Below are 22,094 nucleotides of genomic sequence, written 5' to 3'. Positions count from 1 at the left end.
AGGATGAAGATACTAGAGTTTCCCCTGATCGAATGAACATGCGGAGCAGATCATGTCCAGAATCCTCGCCCGAATTTTGCCGAATCTCCTGATTGCAACCTCAGCCCTTGGCATGACGGCCGGCGCGGCGATGGCGGATTACACGCTGAATATACTGCACATCAACGATCAGCATTCGCGCATCGAGCCGATCAACAAATATGATTCCACCTGCTCCGCCGAAGAAGAGACCAAAAAAGAGTGTTTCGGCGGCATTGCCCGCGTCAAGGCCAAGATCGATGAGCGCCGCGCCGCGCTCTCGAAGGACGGCGGCAATGTCATCGTGCTCGATGCCGGAGACGAGTTCCAGGGCTCGCTGTTCTATACGACCTACAAGGGCGACGACACGGCCGAATTTATGAACGGCATCGGCTTCGATGTCATGGCGTTCGGCAATCACGAGTTCGACGACACGCCGGTCACGCTGGCCAAATTCCTCGACAAGATCAAAGTGCCGGTGATTTCCAGCAATACAGAAGCCGCGCCGGATTCGCCCATCGCCGGAAAGTACAAGCCCTATATCATCAAGGAAATCGGCGGCCAGAAGATTGGCATCATCTCCGCCCTGACTACCGATACGGCGGAAATATCGAGCCCTGGTCCCACGGTGAAATTTGCCGATGAGGTCGAGACACTGAAGAAACAGGTCGACGCGCTGAAGGCAGAGGGCGTCAACAAGATCATCGCCCTCAACCATGACGGCTATCTGAAGGATAAGGAAATCGCCGCCAAGGTCGACGGCATCGATGTGATTGTCGGCGGCCACAGCCACACACTGCTGTCCAACACCGATCCGGAAGCGCTAGGACCTTACCCGACGCTGGTCAAGAATCCCTCCGGCCGGGATGTGCCGATCGTCCAGGCGAAGTCCTATTCGAAATATCTCGGCGAACTGAAGGTCACCTTTGACGATGAAGGCAATGTGACGAAGAGCGAGGGCGCGCCGATCCTCCTCGATTCCTCCGTCACGCCGGACCCGGCCTTTGTTGCCCGCGTCAAGGAACTGGCCAAGCCCCTCGAAGAGTTGAAGGCGCGCAAAGTCGGAGAATCCGCCGGCGTGATCGAGGCAGCGCGTGAAGTCTGCCGCTTCAAGGAATGCAGCATGGGCGATCTTGTGGCCGATGCCATGCTCGACCGCGTCAAAGGCCAGGGCGTCACCATCGCCATCATCAATGGCGGCGGCTTGCGCGCTTCCATCGATGCGGGCGACGTCACCATGGGCGAAGTGCTGACGGTGCTGCCGTTCCAGAACACGCTGGCGACATTCCAGCTGCGTGGTTCCGATGTCGTCGCGGCGCTGGAAAATGGTGTGAGCCAGATCGATCAGGGGGCCGGGCGTTTCCCGCAAGTCGCGGGACTGAAATATGCCTTCGATGTCTCGAAACCGGTGGGCAGCCGCATATCCGATGTCCAGGTGATGCAGGGCGAAAGCTGGCGGCCGATTGATGTCGAGGCAACCTATGGTGTGGTCTCAAACAATTACATGCGTGCCGGCGGTGACGGCTACAAGATTTTCTCTACGAACGCTGTGAATGCTTATGATTACGGTCCGGGGCTTGAGCTGGTTCTCGCCGATTATCTGGCCAAGCATACACCGTACAAGCCCTATACGGACGGGCGCATCACCGCTGCTGTTGCCGGATCCGCGCAAACCACTGCAGCACCCGAAGCGCCAAAGGCAACTGAGGCATCAAAGCCTGCTTCGGAGACAACAACTGCAGCACCCGCACCAAACCATCATCCGGACACTTATACGATCAAGCGCGGTGACAATTTCTGGGACATTGCGGAAGAGGTCTATGGCAAAGGCATCGAGTGGAAAAAACTCGCCGAAGCCAATCCGGGCATGAAGGTGATGAAGCTGCCAATCGGCGCAGAGATGAAGGTTCCGGCGATTTAGAGTGCAATGCGGTTGTGCGTGGTTCGACAGGCTCACCATGAGGGAGGTGGGAGCGTTGCAAGGACCCAAGACCACGAGCCCGCAATCAACCAACATCCCTCATGGTGAGCCTGTCGAACCACGCACGAGGATCTTTGCCAGCGAAACCTAAATCGTTGACTGACCCACTCAACATGCGGCCTTTAGCACTCTTGCATTCACGCTCGTGCCCACTAGGTTCCACGCGCAGAAGTGGAGTGTTCATATGGCAATTTCGGGAGGTGATCTGTCAGCAGTGAGAAAGCCGGAAGACCATCCGCGCATCGAAACATCGAAGATCGGCGTGCTTCTCGTTAATCTCGGCACGCCGGACGGCACCGACAAGACATCGATGCGGCGCTATCTCAAGGAATTTCTCTCGGACAAACGCGTCATCGAATGGCCGCGTGCCATCTGGCTGCCGGTGCTCCATGGCATTGTCCTCAACACCCGCCCGAAGAAATCCGGCGCGCTCTATGACAAGATCTGGAACCGCGAGCGCAACGAATCCCCCTTGCGCACCTACACCCGTTCGCAGGCTGAAAAGCTCGGCGCAGCGCTGGCCTCGCATCCCGAGATCGTGGTCGATTGGGGCATGCGCTATGGCCAGCCTTCGATCGAACAGGCGCTGGAGCGCCTGGACAAGCAGGGTTGCAAACGCATCCTCATGTTCCCGCTCTACCCGCAATATTCGGCAACGACGACAGCGACCGTGAACGACAAGTTCTTCGAGGCGTTGATCAAGATGCGCTTCATGCCGGCAACACGCACCGTACCCTCATATCAGGACGAAGCCGTCTATATCGATGCGCTCGCCACCTCGATCGAAAAGCATTACGCCACGCTCGATTTCGAGCCGGAACTGCTCATCGCCTCCTATCACGGCATACCGCAGAGTTATTTCAAGCGCGGCGATCCCTATCCGTGCCATTGCTGGAAAACCACACGGCTCCTGCTTGAACGGCTGGGCTGGAGCGAGGACAAGCTGATCACCTGTTTCCAGTCGCGTTTCGGCCCGGAAGAGTGGATGCAACCCTATGCGGACAAGACGCTGGAGAAACTCGCGAAAGACGGCGTGAAATCGGTCGCGGTGTTCAATCCGGGGTTCGTATCGGATTGTCTGGAAACGCTGGAGGAGATCGCCGTTGGAGGCGCCGAAATCTTCCGGCACAATGGCGGCGTCAACTTCACCCATATCCCCTGCCTCAACGACAGCGAGGAGGGCATGAACGTCATCGAGCAACTGGTCCGGCGCGAATTGCAGGGCTGGGCCTAGCAAAGACTCCCTAGCGTATCGATAGGCGGTACAGATTGATTGCAATGCGTACTGCGATGCGGTACGTTCGAATTGTGATCAAAGATTTTCGAGATGCGAAAACACAATCGATCTGGGAGCGGCGTCTGATCAAGGGCGTTCCAGCTGACATTGCCAAAGTCGCATTGCGCAAGCTTCGTTATCTCGACGCAGCGCAGAGTCTCGAAGATTTGCGAATACCGCCCGCTAACCGGCTTGAAGCCTTGAAGGGAAACCGGCGGGGGCAGCATTCAATCCGGGTGAACGACCAGTTCCGGATTTGCTTCATATGGAAAGATAAAGACGCGCATGGTGTCGAGCTTGTCGATTACCACTGACGAAGGGAAGGAATGCGATATGACCGTGAAAAAGCAGTATGACCTTGCGCTTCCCCATCCAGGCGAGATTCTGCGCGAGGACTTTTTGATTCCCATGCACCTTTCTGTCTATGCGCTAGCCAAGGCTATCGGTGTGACGCGCCCGCGTATCAACGAAATTGTACACGGTAAACGTGCTATCACACCGGAAACCGCGTTGCGGCTTGCACGTTATTTTGGAACATCGGCGGAGTTATGGATGAACCTCCAGATGAAATATGATCTCGATATGGCGAAGGAACGGCTCGAACAGGACATCGAGGTGATTGCTCCGCACAAGTCCGCAGCCTAATCGTGCAGTACCAGCATAAGATTCCATGTACACATCGTTGACGCTGCCGATGCGGTCAGCCAGGGGAGGCTATAAATGAGCGGTTTTGACTTCACGATACCAGTACTCGTCGTTCTTGTGCTTGTGGTTCTGTTTGCGGGTGTCAAGACCGTGCCGCAGGGCTACAACTACACGATCGAGCGCTTCGGCAAATATACCCGCACGCTTGCGCCGGGCCTCAATCTCATCGTGCCCTTCTTCGATCGCATCGGCGCCAAGTTGAACATGATGGAACAGGTGCTGAACGTTCCGACGCAGGAAGTCATCACCAAGGACAACGCCAACATCGCCGTCGATGGCATAGCCTTCTACCAGATCCTCAATGCGCCGCAGGCTGCCTACCAGGTCAGCGGGCTGCAGAACGCCATTCTCAACCTGACCATGACCAATATCCGTACCGTCATGGGCTCCATGGTTCTCGACGAACTCCTGTCGAACCGCGATACGATCAATGACCGCCTGCTGCGGGTCGTTGATGAGGCGGCGCATTCCTGGGGTATCAAGATGACCCGCGTTGAGATCAAGGACATCAACCCCCCGCAGGATCTGCTCGATAGCATGGGCCGCCAGATGAAGGCGGAGCGCGACAAACGCGCCGTCGTTCTGGAAGCGGAAGGCACGAGGGCGGCGCAGATCCTGCGCGCCGAAGGTCTCAAGCAGTCGCAGATCCTCGAAGCCGAAGGCAGACGCGAGGCAGCTTTCCGCGAAGCGGAAGGGCGTGAACGTCTGGCGCAGGCCGAGGCCAAGGCGACAGAGCTGGTTTCCGTTGCGATCAGTGCCGGCAATGTGCAGGCGCTGAATTATTTCGTCGCGCTTAAATACACCGAGGCCTTCGGCAAGTTTGCCACCAGTCCCAACCAGAAGGTCATTCTGATGCCGATGGAGGCCTCATCGCTCATCGGCTCGCTCGGCGGTATCGGCGCTATCGCCCGCGAAGTTTTTGGCGATGGTGCTGCGACGGGCCCAACCACCCCGTCAACGCCGCCAGCACGGAGCCGCACCGTTCCAGGCACCGGATCGAATTCGTAAGCTCGGGGCCTCTAACATGCTGGAACGTCTCTTCGCTGAACTTGGACCGTGGAACTGGGTGGTCCTCGGCCTGATCCTGATGATTCTCGAGGTCGCGGCGCCGGGAATATTCTTCCTGTGGTTCGGTGTCGCCGCGCTCATCGTCGGCGCGCTGGCGATCTTGTTTGGCGAGGCTTCATGGGTGAACTGGGAAGTGCAGGTCATTCTGTTCCTGGTCCTCTCCGTCATCGCGGTCTTCATCGGCCGCAGGCTGATCGGCGCAACGGATGTCGAATCGGACGAACCGCTGCTCAACCGGCGCGGCGAACAGCTGATCGGACAGGTGGTGACGCTCGAAGAGGCGACGGTCAACGGTCGCGGCCGCGCCCGCGTCGGCGACAGTCTTTGGCGCGTGACCGGGCCGGACCTTGCCGCCGGTACACGCGTGCGCATCACCGGTATCGATCGTGGGACACTGGTGGTGGAGGCGGCTTAGGCTCTCGCATTAGCCCATTGTCTTGTTTGCTGTACCGATCACCCCTGTGATATGGTTTGCTCAACAATCGGGAAAACAAGCCATGCAGAAACCTGTGATTTTTACAATCACGACGGTATGGGACGCCGAGGCCTCCGTTTGGTCTGGGCATTGCGATGACATTCCTGTCGCAGTCGACGCGTCCACGCTTGACGAACTGTTGGAGAAAATCTCATCCATTACAGTCGATATCATGCCAGACAATCATCCTGACATCCCGCTATCGTCCGTATTCTTACAAATCGTTGCTTTACGCGAAATAGATCAAGCAGCCTGAATGGCTCCGGCTTTTGACCGCAGCTTGCGCAAGCTACTTATGAAAGATGGTTGTTTTTTGGTCCGCCAAGGCAAAGGTAGTCATGAGGTCTGCCACAGTCCGATTACAAAGCAAAACATTGCGGTACCCGTTCACATACCAAGCCGTCACACTGCCAATTCTATTCTCCGACAAGCTGGTCTGCCGAAGGCATTCTAGGCAGCGCCTATCCTGAGCAAATCATGGAAATGCACGATCCCGATCGGGACATTCTTTTCGGTCACGATCAGTGCGCCGATATTGTGATCGTTGAGCAGCGCCAGCGCCGCGCTTGCCAGCATGGTCGGCGGCACGGTCTTCGGTTCTCGCGTCATGATCTCCTCGACGGTCATCCCCACCAGGTTGCGGTGCAGATTGCGCGACAGGTCGCCGTCGGTGATGATACCGGCCAGCGTGCCCTCGGGATTCAGCACAGCGACGCAGCCGAAGCGCTTCTGCGACAGAACCTTCATTGCGTCGGGAACAGGCATTCCGAGCGGCACAAGCGGAAGTTGGTCGCCGCGATGCATGATCTCGCGCACATGTGTGAGACTTGCCCCGAGCGATCCACCCGGATGGAATGTCTTGAAATCGCCCGCTGTGAACCCGCGCGCCTCAAGTAACGCAACGGCCACCGCGTCACCCATCGCCAGTTGCATCAGCGTCGAGGTCGTCGGTGCAAGACCGTGCGGACAGGCTTCGGTCACCCGCGGCATCAGGAGCACTATATCGGCGGCCGTTGCCAGCGCGGAATTCTCGCCCGCCGTCACTGCGATCAGCGGAATGCGGAAGCGCCGCGAATAGCTGACGATGCCCTTGAGTTCTGCCGTATCGCCCGACCAGGAAATGGCGAGGATGGCGTCATCGACGGCGATCATGCCGAGGTCGCCATGATTGGCCTCGGAGGGGTGCACGAAGAACGCCGGCGTACCGGTGGAGGCGAAGGTCGCGGCTATTTTCGAGCCGATATGGCCGCTCTTGCCGACGCCAGTGACGATAATCCGTCCGCGTACCCCGGCGATCATTTCGATCGCCTTGCAAAAAGCCTCGGCCAAGGGACCTTCCAGCGCGCTGCTCAGCGCAGCCAGCCCGTCCGTCTCGGTTGAAATTGTCCGCTTGGCGGAATCGACCGCTGCGGTTTTGTCCAGTTCGGTGTCGTTTATTGCCTGCATGGCCGCAACCGTTAGCGCTTTGCTCGTCCGCTGTCCAATTTTTGTTCGTCGCAGCACCTTACAGGCGAACCAGTTAGCCAGTCATTAACCATGGCTCTTTACCATCGTTAACGTTCGAGGCCGATTGAGAAGCCAATCTGATGAGGCAGGTGGGGTGACTTTCGAGAACCGGCGCGGAATGGACTTTTGGGTCCATGAGCACCGGAAGCAAAGAAAGTCGTACCAGATGTCCATGAGAGTGGAATTATCAAGCGGCCTCGTAGAACCCGTTGGCAAACCTATTGAAGCACATTTCTCAACCACGCTTTGAAGCGCCGCCGCCTGGCGGCAGCTTCAGGACTGCAGTCAACGTCTGTCTGATGACGGCGTTGCTCAGCAGCACCGTGTTTGCCGTCAACCTCAGAGCCTATGCCCAACAAGCAACGCCGCTGCGTGGAGCCCTACAGGATAACGTGCTGCAGGCGCAAAACAACAATAATTCCAGCACCGCGCAGACCGGCAATCCACCGAATGCCCCTGCTCCGCCAACAGATAGCGGCATTCCGTCGAGACGTTACGAGCCGGTCAGTCCGGGCGCATTGCCGCCTGACGATGACAATGGCAATCTCGGCCTGCTCGGCGTACCGCTGGACGATGGTTCGCCGCCGTCCGGTCCTGCCGACAACAGCGGTGGCATGAACCCCGACTCCGCTGCCCTGCCCGGCGGCGAAACTGCGCCTGTCCCTGCTGCGCGGCCGCTGCGTCTGCGTCCGGGCGAGAGATCGCTGTTGGAGGAAGAACGTGCGGATACGTTCGACAATGGGCCTATCGAGCAGAACAGGGAGGCTAACCCGCCAGCCGTCCGCACTGATCGCGACAATCTGCCGGAACCGGCTCTCGAAAAACGTATCATCCGGCCTGATCCCGAACCCTTCGCGCCGCTCGGCATCAGGGCTGGTCTCGTAACGCTGCGACCGTCCATCAGCACGGGCCTTCGCGCGACCACCAATGCCGATGGCAGCTCGGACGGCAGCGCCGCGCTTCTGTCGGAGACGCGTCTACGCGCCCGCGCCACCACGGATTGGGCGCGCCATTCCGCCTGGCTCGATTTCGATGGCACCTACGACAAGACAATTTCGGGCGAGGAATATTCCGCGCCCAATATCGGTTTGCGCAGTGGCATACAGCTCGACCTTGGCGAACGCACCACCGTGAAGGGCGAAGCAGGCTACCTCTACCGCCAGGAAGATCCGAGCGCACCGACAACCATCATCGGAACCTCGAACCGGCCCGCCGTGCAGGAGCTCGATGGCAGCCTCGGCGTGCGCAAGGAATTCGGAAAATTCTTCGCCGATGCCAAAGGCAATGTCGATCGCACCACCTACGGCAATGCGGAATTCTCCGATGGCTCCGTTGTCAGCCAGAAGGATCGCAACAACACCTTTGCCAGCATCGCGCTGCGTGGCGGTTTCGAAATGTCCCCGGCCATCAAACCCTTCGCCGAAGTGGGGATCGGCAAGTTGATGTATGACGAGAAGGAAGATTCGAATGGCTTCCAACGTTCCGGTGTTCGCACCGGCCTGCGCGGCGGCGTCGAGGTCGATTTCGCCGAAAAGCTGGTGGGGGAATTCGCGCTCGGCTATCTGCATCAGGGCATAGACGACGACCGCCTTGTCCCTGTAGACGGCCTCAGCGTCGACGGCGCCATGAAATGGTCACCGCAGCGCGGAACCGATGTGGATATCGGCCTCCTCACCCGCGTCGAAGGTGCCACGGCGCCCGGCGATAGCGGCTCGATCTTCTATGAAGGCACGGTCGGCATCAAGCGGCAGGCCCGCGCCAATCTCGATCTCAAGGCAACGCTGATCGCATCGCTGCGTGATAACAAGGACGGGTCCGGGTGGGACAAAGGTTTTGGCGCAGAAATCGGCGCGACCTACTGGTTCAATCGTTTCTTCGGGTTTGATATCAGCGCCCGCCATGAATTCACGCGCAGCGAGGTCGAAACACGCCAGACCAATGAAACCAGCATTTTCATGGGCGTAACGCTGCAGCGGTAGGGATTGCATTCCCTAAATCTTGGCCCTTGGGTCACTTATATCCCCATTTCCCTCGTGATCCAGATCCATTTCGTCTGCCAATTCCGTTGGAGCATAGGCATCGCCTTGTCTCGAATGGCGTATTGCCGCGATCTCCAGCACCTTATCCTTGAATCTAGTTGTCAGGACATACGGTTTCATCACAACACGCCGCGTTCCAGATATCGCGCCGCGGACACCTAAGTCAGGAAAGTCCGCAAGTCTCTTTTGTAGGTCACGCATTTTTTCAGTAATCTTTGCCGCTGCCGACGGGCTATGTTCTGCGACATATGCGATTTCTTCCAGAAACCATCGCTCGGCTTTGGGCGAAAGCTTGATGCTGACCGGCTTCATCAGCCAAGCCTTCGAATTTCTCTTTTCCTTGCCGATGAGATTATCGCGTCAGCCTTGCCGAGAACTTCATCGAAATCAACACCCTCGCCACGATCCAGTGACTCGAGTCCTTCAGCTTCTTGAATGATTTCAGCACCTTCAGCGTCGAGGTATTGACGAAATGCACGCAGCATAAGCCACGTGCGATCCCGGTCTAGAGCCCGGGCAACCAATTCAAACTCTTGCAACATTTCATTTGGGACACGAAGAGAAACTTGAGTTTTGTCGTGGGTCAACATCGCCTGTCCTTCCGTAAAGTAACGTAAGACAATGTATCCCAACGCAATTCGGCATTCAACCCAGACTAAAGTTGCTGAGTTCATCTCTCTCCCGTGTGAGGGAGAGAGATGGCACAGGCGAATGGCATAGCCTCAAAACAGCGATTTCGCTCAACCCCTAGGCTGGATCGTCTTCAGCATATTGCCGATATTGTCGATGACACCATTGCGGATGTCATTGCGCCACAGCGCAAACGCCACATTGGCTTCGACAAAACCTTCCTTGGAACCGGTATCATAGGTCCGGCCCTTGAAATGGTAGCCGAAGAAATCCTGCTCTTTGGTCAGTTTCAGCATCGCGTCGGTCAGCTGGATTTCATTGCCGGCGCCGCGTTCCTGATTTTCGAGGATGCCGAAAATCTCCGGCTGCAGGATATAGCGGCCATTGATATAGAGATTGGAGGGAGCTGTGCCTTTGGCGGGCTTTTCGACCATTTCCGTCAGTTCGAAACCGTTGCCGATAGGTTTGCCCTGACCGACAATGCCGTATTTGTGCGTCTCGGCCGGGTCGCATTCCTGCACGGCAATCACATTGCCACCCGATTGATTATAGAGTTCGACCATGTCGGCAAGGCAGCCTTTGCCTTCCGGCTGCATGATCATATCAGGCAAAAGCAGCGCAAACGGTTCGTCGCCGACGATATCGCGCGCGCACCAGACCGCATGGCCAAGGCCCATCGGCACCTGCTGCCGGGTGAAGCTTGTTGTTCCCGGCCCGGGCTGAATGCTCTGCAACTCATCAAGCAGGCTTGTCTTTCCGCGTTCCGACAGGGTGGCATAGAGCTCGTACTGAGCATCGAAATAATCCTCGATGACCGCCTTGTTGCGGCCGGTGACGAAGATGAAATGTTCGATACCGGCTTCGCGTGCCTCATCCACCACATACTGGATGACTGGCTTGTCGACGACCGTCAGCATCTCTTTCGGAATGGACTTTGTCGCGGGAAGAACACGGGTTCCAAACCCCGCAACTGGAAAGACGGCCTTACGTATCTTCTTGGGTTCGGACATCATTACCTCGTTACTGATTACGATTGATAGTGCGGGAATTTCCTCGATAGACTTTTTTGTCTCAAAGACCCAAAATGCACACGACTGTAAAATAAATAATCGTTGCCGGTGTTAATGTAGCCGATTGTCAGTCCGTTTGCCCATGCATGGTAAACCAATTCCTAACTTTGACGTGCGTAATTTATCCTTTGACCAAAAATTCTGGAAACGAGGAGAAGACATGATCGGGAGTTTAGCAGCTTTTTCCAAGCGTACCTTGATTCTTGCCGCGGCAGCGGGCCTTGCTTTCGCCGTTACAACCAACAACGCGGCTGCCGATGCAAAATTCCAGAGCTGGATCGCAGATTTCCGCAGCACCGCCTTGAACAGCGGCGTTTCGGCCTCGACCTACAGCCGTGCCTTTGCCGGTGTGACCGAGATCGATCCGGAAGTCCTGCAGAAAGCCCAGTTCCAGCCGGAATTCACCGCGCCTGTCTGGGACTATCTCGATAATCGCGTCAATGAGCAATCGGTCGCAACCGGCCGCGAAATGGCGCGCAAATATAGCCGCTGGCTCGGCGCCATTGAAAAATCCTTCGGCGTCGATCGCAATATCCTGCTTGCCATCTGGTCGATGGAAACCAATTTTGGCGAGATCATGAAGCGCGACGATGTGATGCGCGACGCCGTGCGCTCGCTCGCCACCCTCGCCTATGCCGATCCGCGCCGCGCCAAATATGCCCGCACGCAACTGATCGCGGCGATGAAAATCCTGCAGAAAGGCGATATCGATCGCAGCCATCTGACCGGCTCGTGGGCCGGCGCGCTCGGCCACACCCAGTTCATTCCGACAAGCTATCTGGCCTATGCGGTCGACATGGACGGCAATGGCAAACGCGACATCTGGAATTCTGTGCCTGACGCGCTCGCAACTGCAGCCAATCTCCTGAGCAAGAATGGTTGGCAGACTGGCCGCACTTGGGGCTATGAAGTCGTGCTACCCGCCGGGCGCAAATTTCCCGCCGGTTCTCACACGATAGCCGAATGGCAAAAACTCGGCCTTACCCGCGCCAATGGCAAGGCTTTCCCAAGTGGCAGCGAGAAGGCAACCTTGAAAGTGCCGGACGGCCGCGATGGTCCGTCCTTCCTGATGACACGGAATTTTTACGTCCTCAAAGCCTACAACAACGCCGATAAATACGCGCTTGGCGTTGGCCTTCTGGCCGATCAGATCGGCGGTTCTTCGGGCCTTCGGCAGGACTGGAATCGTCCTTTCACGCCGATTACAATGAAGGAGCGCGAAGAATTGCAAAATCATTTGCGCGAACTCGGCTATTATGACGGAAAGGTCGACGGTAAGATCGGTGACAGCTCGCGGAATGCCATCCAGGCATTCCAGAAGCAGATGGGATTGGATCCCGATGGTCACCCAAGCATGGAAGTGCTGACGGTGATACGGAAGAAGTAGAGCAAGCGTCTCTGGTCGACCTGCAGAACGGCGGTGGTGGTTCGACAGGCTCACCATGAGGGAGCTGGGTTGATTGCAGGGAGTGAAGAAATTGCAAGGTTGGCGATTATCGATGCAGTCCACCAATCCCCCTCATGGTGAGCCTGTCGAACCACGCACCACTTTCCCACCCCTGTTGCTTTCATTGGCTCTCGCCCTTGCCGCCACCCTCGTCTTCACCGAAACCGCCTCCGCACGCACGATCCTTGATATGTTGTTCGGGCCGCGCCAGATCTATCGCGAAGATACGGACCGGCTCATTGAAGATGGCAACGGAAGGCGGGTTCGGCAGCCAAGCCGGAACCGGCCGATCAAGCGCGCACGTCCGCGCACCGTCGCACCCGACGCTTCCATAAATCCCGCGCCCGGCGCTGTGGTCAAGGAACCTGCCATTCCGGAGAAATTGCCCGATGCCAAGACTGTGCTTGTTGTCGGCGACTTCATGGCGAAAGGCCTTGCCGAGGGTCTCGATGAAGCGTTCATCGATGCACCTGGAGTTCGTGTCGTTGATAAAAGCGATGGTTCGTCGGGCTTTGTTCGCGATGATCACCGCGATTGGCCGGCAACGATCGGCGGTGTGATCGAAATGGAAAAACCCGCAATCGTCGTCATCATGGCCGGAGCCAATGATCGTCAGCAATTTGCCGACGGCCAGACATTGCTGAGCGATGGGTGGGACAAGGAATATCAGGCGCGGATCGGCGCATTTCTGGAAGCCGTCAAGAAAACCGGCCGTCCGGTCGTGTGGGTCGGTCAGCCCTCCTTCAAGACCAAGAGCATGACCAACGACGTGCTGGCTTTCAACGAGCTCTATCGCAATGCGGCGGAGAAAGCCGGCGGCGCATTTGTCGATATCTGGGATGGGTTTGTCGATCAGAGCGGCAGTTTTACCCTGTCGGGTTTTGACATGTCCGGTCAGACGGCGCGGCTGCGCAACAATGACGGTATCGGCCTCACCCCGGCTGGCAAACGCAAGCTCGCCTTCTATGTGGAGAAGCCCTTGCGGCAGATGCTGGGCAATGCAACCTCGCCCGATATTGCTGCAATCAAGCCGGGTGCCCCGGTGCAGGCACTTCCCGAAACGCCCCAAGCGCCGGTGAGGGTCGACCGCCTCGCGCCGATCAGTCTCAACGACCCCGAGCTCGATGGTGGCACCGACCTCCTCGGCGCCACGCCGCGTGGTGCGCCTGCGCCGGAAAAATCCGCGCGTGACCGGTTGGTCATCGACGGAGTAGCACCCGAAAGTCAGCCAGGACGGGTCAATGATTTTTCCTGGCCGAAGCAACCGGATGCAACTCCGACCACCGGCGCCGTACGCTGATCAAGTTCGACAGAGCCTGTCGTTTCCTGCAAGGTTTTTGCACGAGATCATCCGATTCCTGCACGTGAATGGCCGAAAATGGGGCAAGAATCATCGAATCCGGGACAAGAATTTCAACCGGCACGAGAGTTTTGAGTGTGCCGGGTTGAAAGTTTACCTTGGTAGCACCGAAACTCCCATCAGTGCAGCGTCGATGGATTGCGCTGCCTGACGGCCCTCGCGGATCGCCCAGACCACCAGTGATTGCCCACGACGCACATCCCCAGCCGTGTAAAGCTTGTCGACGCTGGTGCGGTAATTATTGTCATCCGCTGCAACCGAACGATTACCACGGCGATCAGCGCGCATGTCGAGCGAGCCTGAGAGTTCTTTGACGATTCCATCCTCGAACGGTCCGGAAAAACCGATGGCGATGAAGGCGAGGTCAGCCTTGATGAAGAATTCGGTGCCTGCGATCGGCTTGCGCATCTCATCGACTTCGCAACACTTCACATGGGTCAGCGTGCCGTTTTCACCAATGAATTCAAGCGTCGCCACCTGGAATTCACGGTCGGCGCCCTCGGCCTGCGAGGAAGATGTACGCATCTTGGTCGCCCAATAAGGCCAGACGCTGAGCTTGTCTTCCTTCTCTGGAGGCTGCGGCCGGATGTCGAGCTGGGTGACCTTCACCGCACCCTGACGGAACGCCGTGCCGACGCAATCGGATGCCGTATCACCACCGCCGACAACCACGACGTGTTTTCCCGAGGCAACGATCGGGTCGCTCGGCCAGGCGACGGATTCGATATTCTCGCGGCCGATGCGGCGGTTCTGCTGGACGAGATATTTCATGGCGTCGTGCACGCCCTCGAATTCGCTACCGGGAATACCGGCTGGGCGCGGTGTTTCCGCTCCGCCGCAGTAGAGCACTGCGTCATAGGTGGCGATAAGCTCTTGAATTGGCTTGTCTATTCCGACATTAACCCCGCAGAAGAACGTAACGCCTTCGCCTTCCATCTGGGCGATCCGGCGGTCGATGAAGTGCTTTTCCATCTTGAAATCCGGAATTCCGTAGCGAAGCAAACCACCCGGCCGACTCTCGCGTTCATAGACATGGACTTCATGCCCCGCACGCCCAAGTTGCTGTGCCGCCGCGAGGCCTGCGGGCCCCGAACCGATGACCGCGACGTTCTTGCCGGTCTTGGAAACGGCCGGCTGCGGAATGATGAAGCCCTTTTCATAGGCCTTGTCGGCGATCGCCTGTTCCACTGTCTTGATCGAAACCGGCACGTCTTCGAGGTTCAGCGTGCAGGCCTCCTCGCAAGGCGCCGGACAAATCCGGCCGGTAAATTCCGGGAAATTGTTGGTGGAATGCAGGTTTCTGATCGCCTCGTCCCAATTATCGTTGTAAACGAGGTCATTCCAGTCCGGAATCTGATTGTGGATCGGACATCCCGTCGGCCCGTGGCAGAACGGAATCCCGCAATCCATGCAGCGCGCCGCCTGCTTCTTGACCTCGCTATCCGACATGGGAATGGTGAATTCCTTGAAGTGCCGGATACGATCCGACGCCGGCTGATACTTGCCGACCTGCCGGTCGATCTCGAGAAAACCTGTAACCTTACCCATAAATAGCTCCCCTCGCCTCTCGGAGGGCTACCCGTTCCAGTTGTAGGAACCGGGCAGCATTGGACCCCATGCCGAGCATCGTCACGACGACGCTCGAAGCATGAAGTGCGTTGACCTTATTCGGCTGCGACACCCATCCGCATGCGCTCCATATCTTCGAGCGCGCGGCGATATTCGACCGGCATGACTTTCACGAATTTCGGCCGGAAACTCTCCCAATTGTCGAGAATTTCTTTCGCCCGGCCCGAACCCGTATAGTGCATGTGGTTCGAAATCAGCTGCACCAGACGCTCTTCATCGTGCCGCGTCATATTGGCCGAAACATCGACACGCCCCTTGTGCATGAGGTCGCCGCCGTGATGATGCAGCTTCTCAAGGATGTCATCCTCTTCCGGAACCGGCTCCAGCTCGACCATCGCCATGTTGCAGCGTTGGGCGAAATCACCAGCCTCATCAAGCACATAGGCGACACCGCCTGACATGCCGGCTGCAAAATTGCGCCCGGTCTGACCGATAACGACAACAACACCGCCGGTCATATATTCGCACCCATGGTCGCCCGTACCCTCGACGACAGCGATGGCGCCCGAGTTGCGGACAGCGAAACGCTCGCCGGCCACGCCGCGGAAATAGGCCTCGCCCTCAATCGCACCGTAAAGCACGGTATTGCCGACAATGATCGACTCTTCCGGCACGATCTTCGTGTTCTCCGGCGGACGAATGACGATGCGGCCGCCGCAAAGACCCTTACCGACATAATCGTTGCCATCGCCGATCAGTTCGAACGAAATCCCGCGCGCCAGGAACGCACCGAAAGACTGCCCGGCGGTTCCGGTGAACTTGACGGAGATCGTATCTTCCTTCAGGCCCTTGTGGCGATAACGCTTGGCGACTTCACCGGACAGCATCGCGCCGGCAGAGCGATCGACGTTTTTGATCCCCATCTCGATCTTGACCGGAATCTTGCTCTCAAGCGCAGTTTTTGCCTGCTCGATCAGCTTACGGTCGAGAATATCGACGATCGGATGGTTCTGCCGTTCGGTCCAGCGGATCTTCTCCTCGGGCGCCTCCGGCTTGTGGAAAATGCGTGTAAAATCAAGGCCCTTGGCCTTCCAGTGGTCGATCATATCGCGCTTTTCGAGAAGCTCGGCCTTGCCGACGATCTCTTCGACCTTGGTGTAACCCATTTCCGCAAGGAACTGCCGCACCTCTTCCGCCATGTAGAAGAAGAAGTTGATGACATGTTCCGGCGTGCCCTTGAACCGCTTGCGCAGGACGGGATCCTGCGTCGCGACGCCGACCGGACAGGTGTTAAGATGGCACTTGCGCATCAGGATACAGCCCGCGGCAATCAGGGGTGCGGTGGAGAAACCGAACTCGTCGGCTCCCAGCAAAGCGCCAATGATGACATCGCGGCCGGTCCGCAAACCGCCATCGACCTGCAGGGCGATGCGCGACCGCAGACCATTGAGCACCAGAGTTTGCTGCGTCTCAGCCAGCCCCATTTCCCACGGACTGCCCGCATGCTTGAGCGAAGTCAGCGGTGAGGCGCCGGTCCCGCCATCGTAGCCGGAAATCGTAATGTGGTCGGCGCGCGCCTTGGCAACGCCGGCGGCAACAGTGCCGACACCGACTTCAGAGACGAGCTTGACCGAGACGCCGGCTTCCGGGTTGACGTTCTTCAGATCGTAGATGAGCTGCGCCAGATCCTCGATGGAATAGATGTCATGATGCGGCGGCGGCGAAATCAGGCCGACACCCGGCGTTGAATGACGAGTCTTGGCGACAGTCGCATCGACCTTGTGACCGGGTAGCTGACCGCCCTCGCCTGGCTTGGCGCCCTGCGCGACCTTGATCTGCATCATGTCGGAGTTGACGAGATATTCCGTCGTCACACCGAAACGGCCGGACGCCACCTGCTTGATCGCCGAGCGCTCAGGGTTTGGCTTGCCGTCGGGTAGCGGATAGAAGCGGTCAGGCTCTTCACCACCTTCACCCGTGTTCGACTTGCCACCGATCCGGTTCATGGCAATGGCCAGCGTCGTATGCGCTTCGCGGCTGATCGAACCAAAGGACATGGCCCCGGTCGAAAACCGCTTGACGATCTCCTTGGCCGGCTCGACCTCATTGATCGAGACAGGCTTACGGCCGGTATCCGAAGCCATTTTAATCTTGAACAGGCCGCGGATCGTCTGCGCCTGCGCCGACTGGCTGTTCACCATGTCGGAATATTCCTTGAACGTCGTGGGTGATTCCGTCCGCACAGCATGCTGCAGCTTTGCAACCGCATCCGGCGACCAGAGATGCGCCTCGCCGCGCATGCGGTAAGCATATTCACCGCCGACTTCCAGCGTGTTCATCAGCACAGGATCATTGCCAAAGGCATCGCGGTGACGGCGAACCGTCTCTTCTGCGATCTCTTCGAGCCCCACGCCTTCGATCATGGTCGCCGTTCCGAAGAAGAACCGGTCGACGAACTCCGACTTCAGCCCTACGGCATCGAAAATCTGCGCGCCGCAATAGGACTGGTATGTGGAAATGCCCATCTTGGACATGACCTTCAGGATACCCTTGCCGATCGACTTGATGTAGCGCGTAACGATTTCGCGCGAGTCGACTTCCGGCGGAAACTCGCCGCGCTTGTGCATGTCGAGCAGTGTGTCGAAAGCAAGATAAGGATTGATTGCTTCCGCGCCATAGCCGGCGAGGCAGCAGAAGTGATGCACTTCGCGCGGCTCGCCCGATTCCACAACCAGACCAACCGAAGTACGCAGCCCTTTGCGTATCAGGTGGTGATGAACAGCAGCGACAGCCAGAAGCGCCGGGATCGGTATGCGATCCGGACCAACCTGCCGGTCTGAAAGGATGATGATGTTGTAGCCGCCATGCACGGCCGCTTCCGCGCGGTCGCAAAGCCGCTCGACCGCACCGGCCATCCCCGCAGCGCCTTCTTCGACGTTGTAGGCAGTATCAAGCGTCTTGGTGTCAAACCGGTCTTCCGTATGGCCAATGGAGCGGATCTTTTCCAGATCGCCATTGGTCAGGATCGGCTGGCGCACTTCAAGCCGCTTGCGGCGCGACGTTCCGACCAGATCGAAGATGTTCGGACGCGGCCCGATGAAGGACACGAGGCTCATCACCAGTTCTTCACGGATTGGATCGATAGGCGGGTTGGTGACCTGCGCGAAGTTCTGCTTGAAATAGGTGTAAAGCATCTTCGACTTGTCGGACATGGCCGAAATCGGCGTGTCCGTGCCCATCGAACCGATGGCTTCCTGACCTGTCGTCGCCATCGGCGACATCAGAATGCGCGTGTCTTCCTGTGTGTATCCGAACGCTTGCTGGCGGTCGAGAAGGCTCACGTCCTTGCGCAGCGCGCGCGGCTCGACCGGGCTCAATTCTTCCAGAATGAGCTGCGTGTTCTTGAGCCACTGCTTGTAAGGATGGCGGTTGGCGATCTCGGACTTGATCGTGTCGTCTGAAACGATCTCGCCCTTTTCCATATCGATCAGCAGCATGCGGCCCGGCTGCAGCCGCCACTTCTTGATGATCTTCTCTTCCGGCACGGGCAAAACGCCGGCTTCCGAGGCCATGATGACGAAATCATCATCGGTGACCAGATAGCGCGCCGGGCGCAAACCATTCCGGTCGAGCGTTGCGCCGATCTGGCGGCCATCGGTGAAGGCAACCGCGGCGGGGCCGTCCCATGGCTCCATAAGCGCGGCGTGATATTCGTAAAACGCCTTGCGGTCATCGGCCATAAGCTTGTTGCCGGACCATGCTTCCGGGATCAGCATCATCATCGAATGCGCGAGCGAATATCCGCCCTGGAACAGGAATTCCAGCGCATTGTCGAAGCAGGCCGTATCCGACTGCCCCTCATAGGAGATGGGCCACAGCTTGGAGATGTCGTTGCCGAAATATTCGCTATCAACCGAAGCCTGACGCGCCGCCATCCAGTTGACGTTGCCGCGGAGCGTGTTGATTTCGCCGTTATGGGCAACCATGCGATATGGGTGCGCCAGCTTCCATGACGGAAACGTGTTCGTCGAAAACCGTTGATGCACGAGCGCGACCGCACTTTCGAAGCGCGGATCCTTCAAATCCTTATAATAGGCGCCGACCTGATAGGCGAGAAACATGCCCTTGTAGACGATCGTCCGCGAAGACATGGAAACGACGTAGAAATCGCTCTCTTTGCCACCATTCTCCTGATAGATGCGGTTCGAAATCACCTTGCGCAGAACAAAGAGCCGGCCTTCGAAGTCCTCGTTGGTCTCGATGTTGGGATTGCGCCCGATGAAGACCTGCCGGTGGAATGGTTCCGTCTCGGCAATGTGGGGCGCCTTGGACAAGGACGAGTTGTCGACGGGAACATCGCGAAAGCCGATCAGCGACTGACCTTCGGAGGCGATAACTTCGGTGATCACGGCCTCGATGTGCGCGCGTTCCTCAGGGTCCTGCGGCATGAACAGATAGCCCACCGCATATTGGTTGACGGGAGGCAGTTCGACGCCCTTTTCGGCCCACTCGGCACGGAAAAAAGCATCTGGAATCTGTACAAGCAGCCCCGCACCGTCACCCATCAGCGGATCAGCGCCTACGGCACCGCGGTGCGTCAGGTTCTCGAGCATGAACAGCCCGTCTTCGATGACCTTGTGCGACTTGACGCCCTTCATATGGGCGATGAAACCAACACCGCAGGCGTCATGTTCGTTGCGCGGATCATATAGACCCTGTCGAGCGGGAAAGCCTGACGATTTATTGGTTTTGACCGCACGAGTCTGTACGGCCTGAGCGAGTTCAGTCGTTACAGATGGCGTCAAATCCGACATCGTCAATTCCTCCATTTGAGCCCCTTGCGGGCGGTAATATCTCATGGGACGGAATACCATAATTCCAGTCCCGCTTCATGCGGCATATCTTCCGGTTGCGGATTGCGGTCACCATTATAAGGACGGAAGCGCCTGCTCACCATCCTCGTTTCGGTTCACGCAAATAGGACAGCAATGCTGTCTTATTATCGTATGCCAGAATTATTCCAAACAAACAAGATGGAAAAGCAAAAAATATCCGCATTCCACGAAATATCATTGCGCAAAATGCACCAAAAGTATGCCGTTAGTTTCGAAACAGGCGGTTTCCCCTAAAAGTGATGGGAGAAACAGGTAGTTCCACATGGGTAGCCTTTCCTGCTCCCTATTCACTAGCAGGAGAAAGGCGTATGCGTGTCTCCGTCAGTCAAAATCCGAGGTCATTTCATGCATTTTGCTTCCGATAATTGGGCCGGAGCCCACCCGAAAATTGCCGAGAATCTGAACAAACATGCAAGCGGTTTCGCAAGTGCCTATGGTACGAGCACCCTGGATAAAGCCGTGGAGCAGACATTCAATGAGATTTTCGAGCGGGAGGTTGCGGTTTTCTTCGTCGCCACCGGCACAGCGGCCAATTCACTTGCCCAGGCCAGCATTGCCAAGCCAGGTGGCGTCACCTTCGCTCACCGCGAAGCACACACGATCGCGGACGAAGGCGGAGCGCCTGAATACCTGACTGGAGGTGCAAGGCTCCATCCGGTCGATGGATCGCTCGGATGTATCGAAATCGACAATCTGAGAAAAGCAATTGCTGGATACAATAATGTTCGCGCTGGCCAGCCAATGGCGGTTTCAATCACGCAGCTGACCGAGAGCGGTACCCTCTACGAGCTTGGCGATATCGCAGCTGTATCAGCCGTGTGCCGCGAAAACGGACTGCCGCTGCACATGGATGGCGCCCGCTTTGCCAATGCGCTGGTCTCGCTTGGCTGCTCTCCCGCAGATATGACCTGGCGGCAGGGCATCGACATCCTTTCCTTCGGCGGAACGAAGAATGGCTGCTGGTGCGCCGAGGCCCTTGTGTTCATGGACCCGGCGCGAGCCGAGGCCTTTCCCTTCATTCGCCAACGGGCAGCACAGCTCTTTTCAAAGTCCCGCTTCATCGCCGCCCAGTTCGAAGCCTATTTCGCAGGTGACCTTTGGCTCGATCTGGCAAGACATTCCAACGCCATGGCGAAGCGTCTTGCCGGGCATATCGCTGCATCCGGCAAGGTCCGGCTCGGCTGGGAGCCACGCGGCGGTAACGAGGTCTTTGCCATTATGGACAAAGCGACTGCGGCACGATTGCGCGAAAACGGGGCGCTCTTCTATGACCAGAACCCGCCCCATGCCGAAAAACACCTGGTCGGCGAAAACGAAACGCTCGTTCGGCTCGTTACCAGCTTTGCCACGACGCCGAGCGAAATTGACCGTTTCGGCGATCTGATCGCATAGAAAAAGCGGCGCACCTACGGCGCCGTGCGTCCACTTGGACGCACAAAGGACGCAGTAGCACTTTTATTTGGCGCATAGTCCTTTCCAAAAATCGATTTCGATTTTGGGGCTATGCGCTGCGCCGCTTTTCTCACTCTTGCACCAATCGCTTAGTTCGTGGCTTTCGCCTCGATCTGCTTGGCTTCCTTGTCGGACAAGGAAGTAACAGCGATCTTGCGCGGCTTCATCTCTTCCGGAATTTCGCGCTTCAGTTCAATGTGCAGAAGGCCGTTTTTCAGGCTGGCACCACTAACTTCGACGAAATCAGCAAGATGGAAACGGCGCTCGAAAGCGCGCGAAGCAATACCGCGGTAAAGCGTTTCGGCCTTTTCCTCAGACTTCTCGGCAACCTTCTCACCCGTCACCTTGAGCTGGTTGCGATGAGCCTCGATCTGGATTTCGTCCTCCGAGAACCCGGCAACAGCGATGGTGATGAGATAGGTGTTCTCGCCGGTCCGCTCGATGTTATAGGGCGGATAGGTCTGGGCACCTTCTGGCTGAGCCAGCGAATCAAGAATGGTGAAAAGCCGGTCAAAACCGACGGTTGAACGGTAGAGTGGGGAAAAATCAACGTGACGCATGTTTAAGCCCTCCTTTAGAGCGACAATGTTTGCGTGTTTTGGC

The 22,094-nt window shown here is 57.5% G+C and carries 19 protein-coding genes; 12 read left to right on the top strand and 7 right to left on the bottom strand.

Annotated features, from left to right (window positions below; translation table 11 throughout):
- Positions 1-52 precede the first annotated feature (52 nt).
- The 8 genes from ACSQ3H_RS08120 to ACSQ3H_RS08085 all read left to right on the top strand — a co-directional run bounded on the left by ACSQ3H_RS08120 (position 53) and on the right by ACSQ3H_RS08085 (position 5,977).
- Entirely contained in the window at positions 53-1,939 is a 1,887-nt protein-coding gene (locus ACSQ3H_RS08120; protein ID WP_436116577.1) for a 5'-nucleotidase C-terminal domain-containing protein, read from the top strand.
- Between the two features lie 244 nt (positions 1,940-2,183).
- Positions 2,184-3,233 carry a ferrochelatase gene (gene hemH / locus ACSQ3H_RS08115; protein ID WP_436116576.1) on the top strand — a complete coding sequence of 350 codons (1,050 nt, stop codon included), beginning with the start codon at positions 2,184-2,186 and terminating at the stop codon, positions 3,231-3,233.
- Between the two features lie 74 nt (positions 3,234-3,307).
- The gene (locus ACSQ3H_RS08110) at positions 3,308-3,589 is read left to right on the top strand and encodes a type II toxin-antitoxin system RelE/ParE family toxin (RefSeq protein WP_436116575.1); all 282 of its coding nucleotides are present in this window, start codon (positions 3,308-3,310) and stop codon (positions 3,587-3,589) included.
- Positions 3,590-3,608: 19 nt separating this feature from the next.
- Complete coding sequence (locus tag ACSQ3H_RS08105) at positions 3,609-3,920, top strand: HigA family addiction module antitoxin (RefSeq protein WP_436116574.1); 312 nt, start codon at positions 3,609-3,611, stop codon at positions 3,918-3,920.
- Positions 3,921-3,995: 75 nt separating this feature from the next.
- Positions 3,996-4,988 (top strand): SPFH domain-containing protein, encoded by a 993-nt coding sequence (locus tag ACSQ3H_RS08100; protein WP_436116573.1) that lies wholly within the window; start codon positions 3,996-3,998, stop codon positions 4,986-4,988.
- A gap of 16 nt (positions 4,989-5,004) precedes the next feature.
- Entirely contained in the window at positions 5,005-5,463 is a 459-nt protein-coding gene (locus ACSQ3H_RS08095; protein WP_436116572.1) for an NfeD family protein, read from the top strand.
- A gap of 82 nt (positions 5,464-5,545) precedes the next feature.
- The gene (locus ACSQ3H_RS08090) at positions 5,546-5,779 is read left to right on the top strand and encodes a DUF1902 domain-containing protein (RefSeq protein ID WP_436116571.1); all 234 of its coding nucleotides are present in this window, start codon (positions 5,546-5,548) and stop codon (positions 5,777-5,779) included.
- The gene (locus ACSQ3H_RS08085; protein ID WP_436116570.1) at positions 5,780-5,977 is read left to right on the top strand and encodes a type II toxin-antitoxin system HicA family toxin; all 198 of its coding nucleotides are present in this window, start codon (positions 5,780-5,782) and stop codon (positions 5,975-5,977) included.
- Here ACSQ3H_RS08085 and ACSQ3H_RS08080 read toward each other — a convergent pair.
- A complete protein-coding gene (locus ACSQ3H_RS08080) occupies positions 5,974-6,969 on the bottom strand; it encodes a KpsF/GutQ family sugar-phosphate isomerase (RefSeq protein ID WP_436116569.1) in 996 nt (331 codons plus the stop codon). The two genes, ACSQ3H_RS08085 and ACSQ3H_RS08080, sit on opposite strands and share 4 nt — an antisense overlap.
- Before the next feature lie 281 nt (positions 6,970-7,250).
- Between ACSQ3H_RS08080 and ACSQ3H_RS08075 the strand changes: the two genes are divergently transcribed.
- Positions 7,251-9,008 (top strand): outer membrane beta-barrel protein, encoded by a 1,758-nt coding sequence (locus ACSQ3H_RS08075; RefSeq protein WP_436116568.1) that lies wholly within the window; start codon positions 7,251-7,253, stop codon positions 9,006-9,008.
- A 12-nt stretch (positions 9,009-9,020) separates the two neighbouring features.
- Here ACSQ3H_RS08075 and ACSQ3H_RS08070 read toward each other — a convergent pair whose 3' ends face one another.
- The 3 genes from ACSQ3H_RS08070 to galU all read right to left on the bottom strand — a co-directional run bounded on the left by ACSQ3H_RS08070 (position 9,021) and on the right by galU (position 10,708).
- Complete coding sequence (locus ACSQ3H_RS08070; RefSeq protein WP_436116567.1) at positions 9,021-9,380, bottom strand: type II toxin-antitoxin system RelE/ParE family toxin; 360 nt, start codon at positions 9,378-9,380, stop codon at positions 9,021-9,023.
- Entirely contained in the window at positions 9,380-9,742 is a 363-nt protein-coding gene (locus ACSQ3H_RS08065; protein ID WP_436116566.1) for a CopG family ribbon-helix-helix protein, read from the bottom strand. Before ACSQ3H_RS08065 ends, ACSQ3H_RS08070 begins: the two co-directional genes overlap by 1 nt.
- 66 nt (positions 9,743-9,808) lie before the next feature.
- The gene (gene galU / locus ACSQ3H_RS08060) at positions 9,809-10,708 is read right to left on the bottom strand and encodes a UTP--glucose-1-phosphate uridylyltransferase GalU (protein WP_436119383.1); all 900 of its coding nucleotides are present in this window, start codon (positions 10,706-10,708) and stop codon (positions 9,809-9,811) included.
- Between the two features lie 220 nt (positions 10,709-10,928).
- On the opposite strand from galU, the gene ACSQ3H_RS08055 reads away from it, so the two are divergent.
- Positions 10,929-12,155 carry a lytic murein transglycosylase gene (locus ACSQ3H_RS08055; protein ID WP_436116565.1) on the top strand — a complete coding sequence of 409 codons (1,227 nt, stop codon included), beginning with the start codon at positions 10,929-10,931 and terminating at the stop codon, positions 12,153-12,155.
- Between the two features lie 112 nt (positions 12,156-12,267).
- Positions 12,268-13,515: an SGNH/GDSL hydrolase family protein gene (locus ACSQ3H_RS08050; RefSeq protein WP_436116564.1), complete on the top strand. Its 1,248-nt coding sequence runs from the start codon at positions 12,268-12,270 to the stop codon at positions 13,513-13,515.
- Between the two features lie 153 nt (positions 13,516-13,668).
- Here ACSQ3H_RS08050 and ACSQ3H_RS08045 read toward each other — a convergent pair whose 3' ends face one another.
- Both ACSQ3H_RS08045 and gltB read right to left on the bottom strand, forming a co-directional pair.
- The gene (locus ACSQ3H_RS08045) at positions 13,669-15,123 is read right to left on the bottom strand and encodes a glutamate synthase subunit beta (protein WP_436116563.1); all 1,455 of its coding nucleotides are present in this window, start codon (positions 15,121-15,123) and stop codon (positions 13,669-13,671) included.
- A gap of 116 nt (positions 15,124-15,239) precedes the next feature.
- On the bottom strand, positions 15,240-19,958 hold the full coding sequence (gene gltB / locus ACSQ3H_RS08040) for a glutamate synthase large subunit (protein WP_436116562.1): 4,719 nt from the start codon (positions 19,956-19,958) through the stop codon (positions 15,240-15,242).
- Between the two features lie 426 nt (positions 19,959-20,384).
- Between gltB and ACSQ3H_RS08035 the strand changes: the two genes are divergently transcribed.
- Positions 20,385-21,431, top strand: coding sequence for a threonine aldolase family protein (locus tag ACSQ3H_RS08035; RefSeq protein ID WP_436116561.1), 1,047 nt, complete (start codon positions 20,385-20,387; stop codon positions 21,429-21,431).
- A 149-nt stretch (positions 21,432-21,580) separates the two neighbouring features.
- On the opposite strand, the gene ACSQ3H_RS08030 is transcribed toward ACSQ3H_RS08035, so the two are convergent.
- Positions 21,581-22,051: an Hsp20 family protein gene (locus ACSQ3H_RS08030; protein WP_436116560.1), complete on the bottom strand. Its 471-nt coding sequence runs from the start codon at positions 22,049-22,051 to the stop codon at positions 21,581-21,583.
- Positions 22,052-22,094 lie beyond the last annotated feature (43 nt).

It is taken from the genome of Phyllobacterium sp. LjRoot231, from assembly GCF_964253365.1.
Lineage (GTDB): Bacteria > Pseudomonadota > Alphaproteobacteria > Rhizobiales > Rhizobiaceae > Phyllobacterium.
Note: the sequence above shows the minus strand (reverse complement) of the source record. Positions and strands in the feature narration are given on the sequence as shown.

What these genes read in the sequence shown, in the direction of transcription:
- galU (WP_436119383.1), bottom strand. Translation starts at nt 10,708, where the DNA reads ATGTCCGAACCCAAGAAGATACGTAAGGCCGTCTTTCCAGTTGCGGGG.
- ACSQ3H_RS08080 (WP_436116569.1), bottom strand. Translation starts at nt 6,969, where the DNA reads ATGCAGGCAATAAACGACACCGAACTGGACAAAACCGCAGCGGTCGAT.
- ACSQ3H_RS08050 (WP_436116564.1), top strand. Translation starts at nt 12,268, where the DNA reads ATGCAGTCCACCAATCCCCCTCATGGTGAGCCTGTCGAACCACGCACC.
- ACSQ3H_RS08095 (WP_436116572.1), top strand. Translation starts at nt 5,005, where the DNA reads ATGCTGGAACGTCTCTTCGCTGAACTTGGACCGTGGAACTGGGTGGTC.
- ACSQ3H_RS08105 (WP_436116574.1), top strand. Translation starts at nt 3,609, where the DNA reads ATGACCGTGAAAAAGCAGTATGACCTTGCGCTTCCCCATCCAGGCGAG.
- ACSQ3H_RS08035 (WP_436116561.1), top strand. Translation starts at nt 20,385, where the DNA reads ATGCATTTTGCTTCCGATAATTGGGCCGGAGCCCACCCGAAAATTGCC.
- hemH (WP_436116576.1), top strand. Translation starts at nt 2,184, where the DNA reads ATGGCAATTTCGGGAGGTGATCTGTCAGCAGTGAGAAAGCCGGAAGAC.
- ACSQ3H_RS08030 (WP_436116560.1), bottom strand. Translation starts at nt 22,051, where the DNA reads ATGCGTCACGTTGATTTTTCCCCACTCTACCGTTCAACCGTCGGTTTT.
- ACSQ3H_RS08100 (WP_436116573.1), top strand. Translation starts at nt 3,996, where the DNA reads ATGAGCGGTTTTGACTTCACGATACCAGTACTCGTCGTTCTTGTGCTT.
- ACSQ3H_RS08085 (WP_436116570.1), top strand. Translation starts at nt 5,780, where the DNA reads ATGGCTCCGGCTTTTGACCGCAGCTTGCGCAAGCTACTTATGAAAGAT.
- ACSQ3H_RS08045 (WP_436116563.1), bottom strand. Translation starts at nt 15,123, where the DNA reads ATGGGTAAGGTTACAGGTTTTCTCGAGATCGACCGGCAGGTCGGCAAG.
- ACSQ3H_RS08055 (WP_436116565.1), top strand. Translation starts at nt 10,929, where the DNA reads ATGATCGGGAGTTTAGCAGCTTTTTCCAAGCGTACCTTGATTCTTGCC.
- ACSQ3H_RS08090 (WP_436116571.1), top strand. Translation starts at nt 5,546, where the DNA reads ATGCAGAAACCTGTGATTTTTACAATCACGACGGTATGGGACGCCGAG.
- ACSQ3H_RS08065 (WP_436116566.1), bottom strand. Translation starts at nt 9,742, where the DNA reads ATGAACTCAGCAACTTTAGTCTGGGTTGAATGCCGAATTGCGTTGGGA.
- ACSQ3H_RS08120 (WP_436116577.1), top strand. Translation starts at nt 53, where the DNA reads ATGTCCAGAATCCTCGCCCGAATTTTGCCGAATCTCCTGATTGCAACC.
- gltB (WP_436116562.1), bottom strand. Translation starts at nt 19,958, where the DNA reads ATGTCGGATTTGACGCCATCTGTAACGACTGAACTCGCTCAGGCCGTA.
- ACSQ3H_RS08070 (WP_436116567.1), bottom strand. Translation starts at nt 9,380, where the DNA reads ATGAAGCCGGTCAGCATCAAGCTTTCGCCCAAAGCCGAGCGATGGTTT.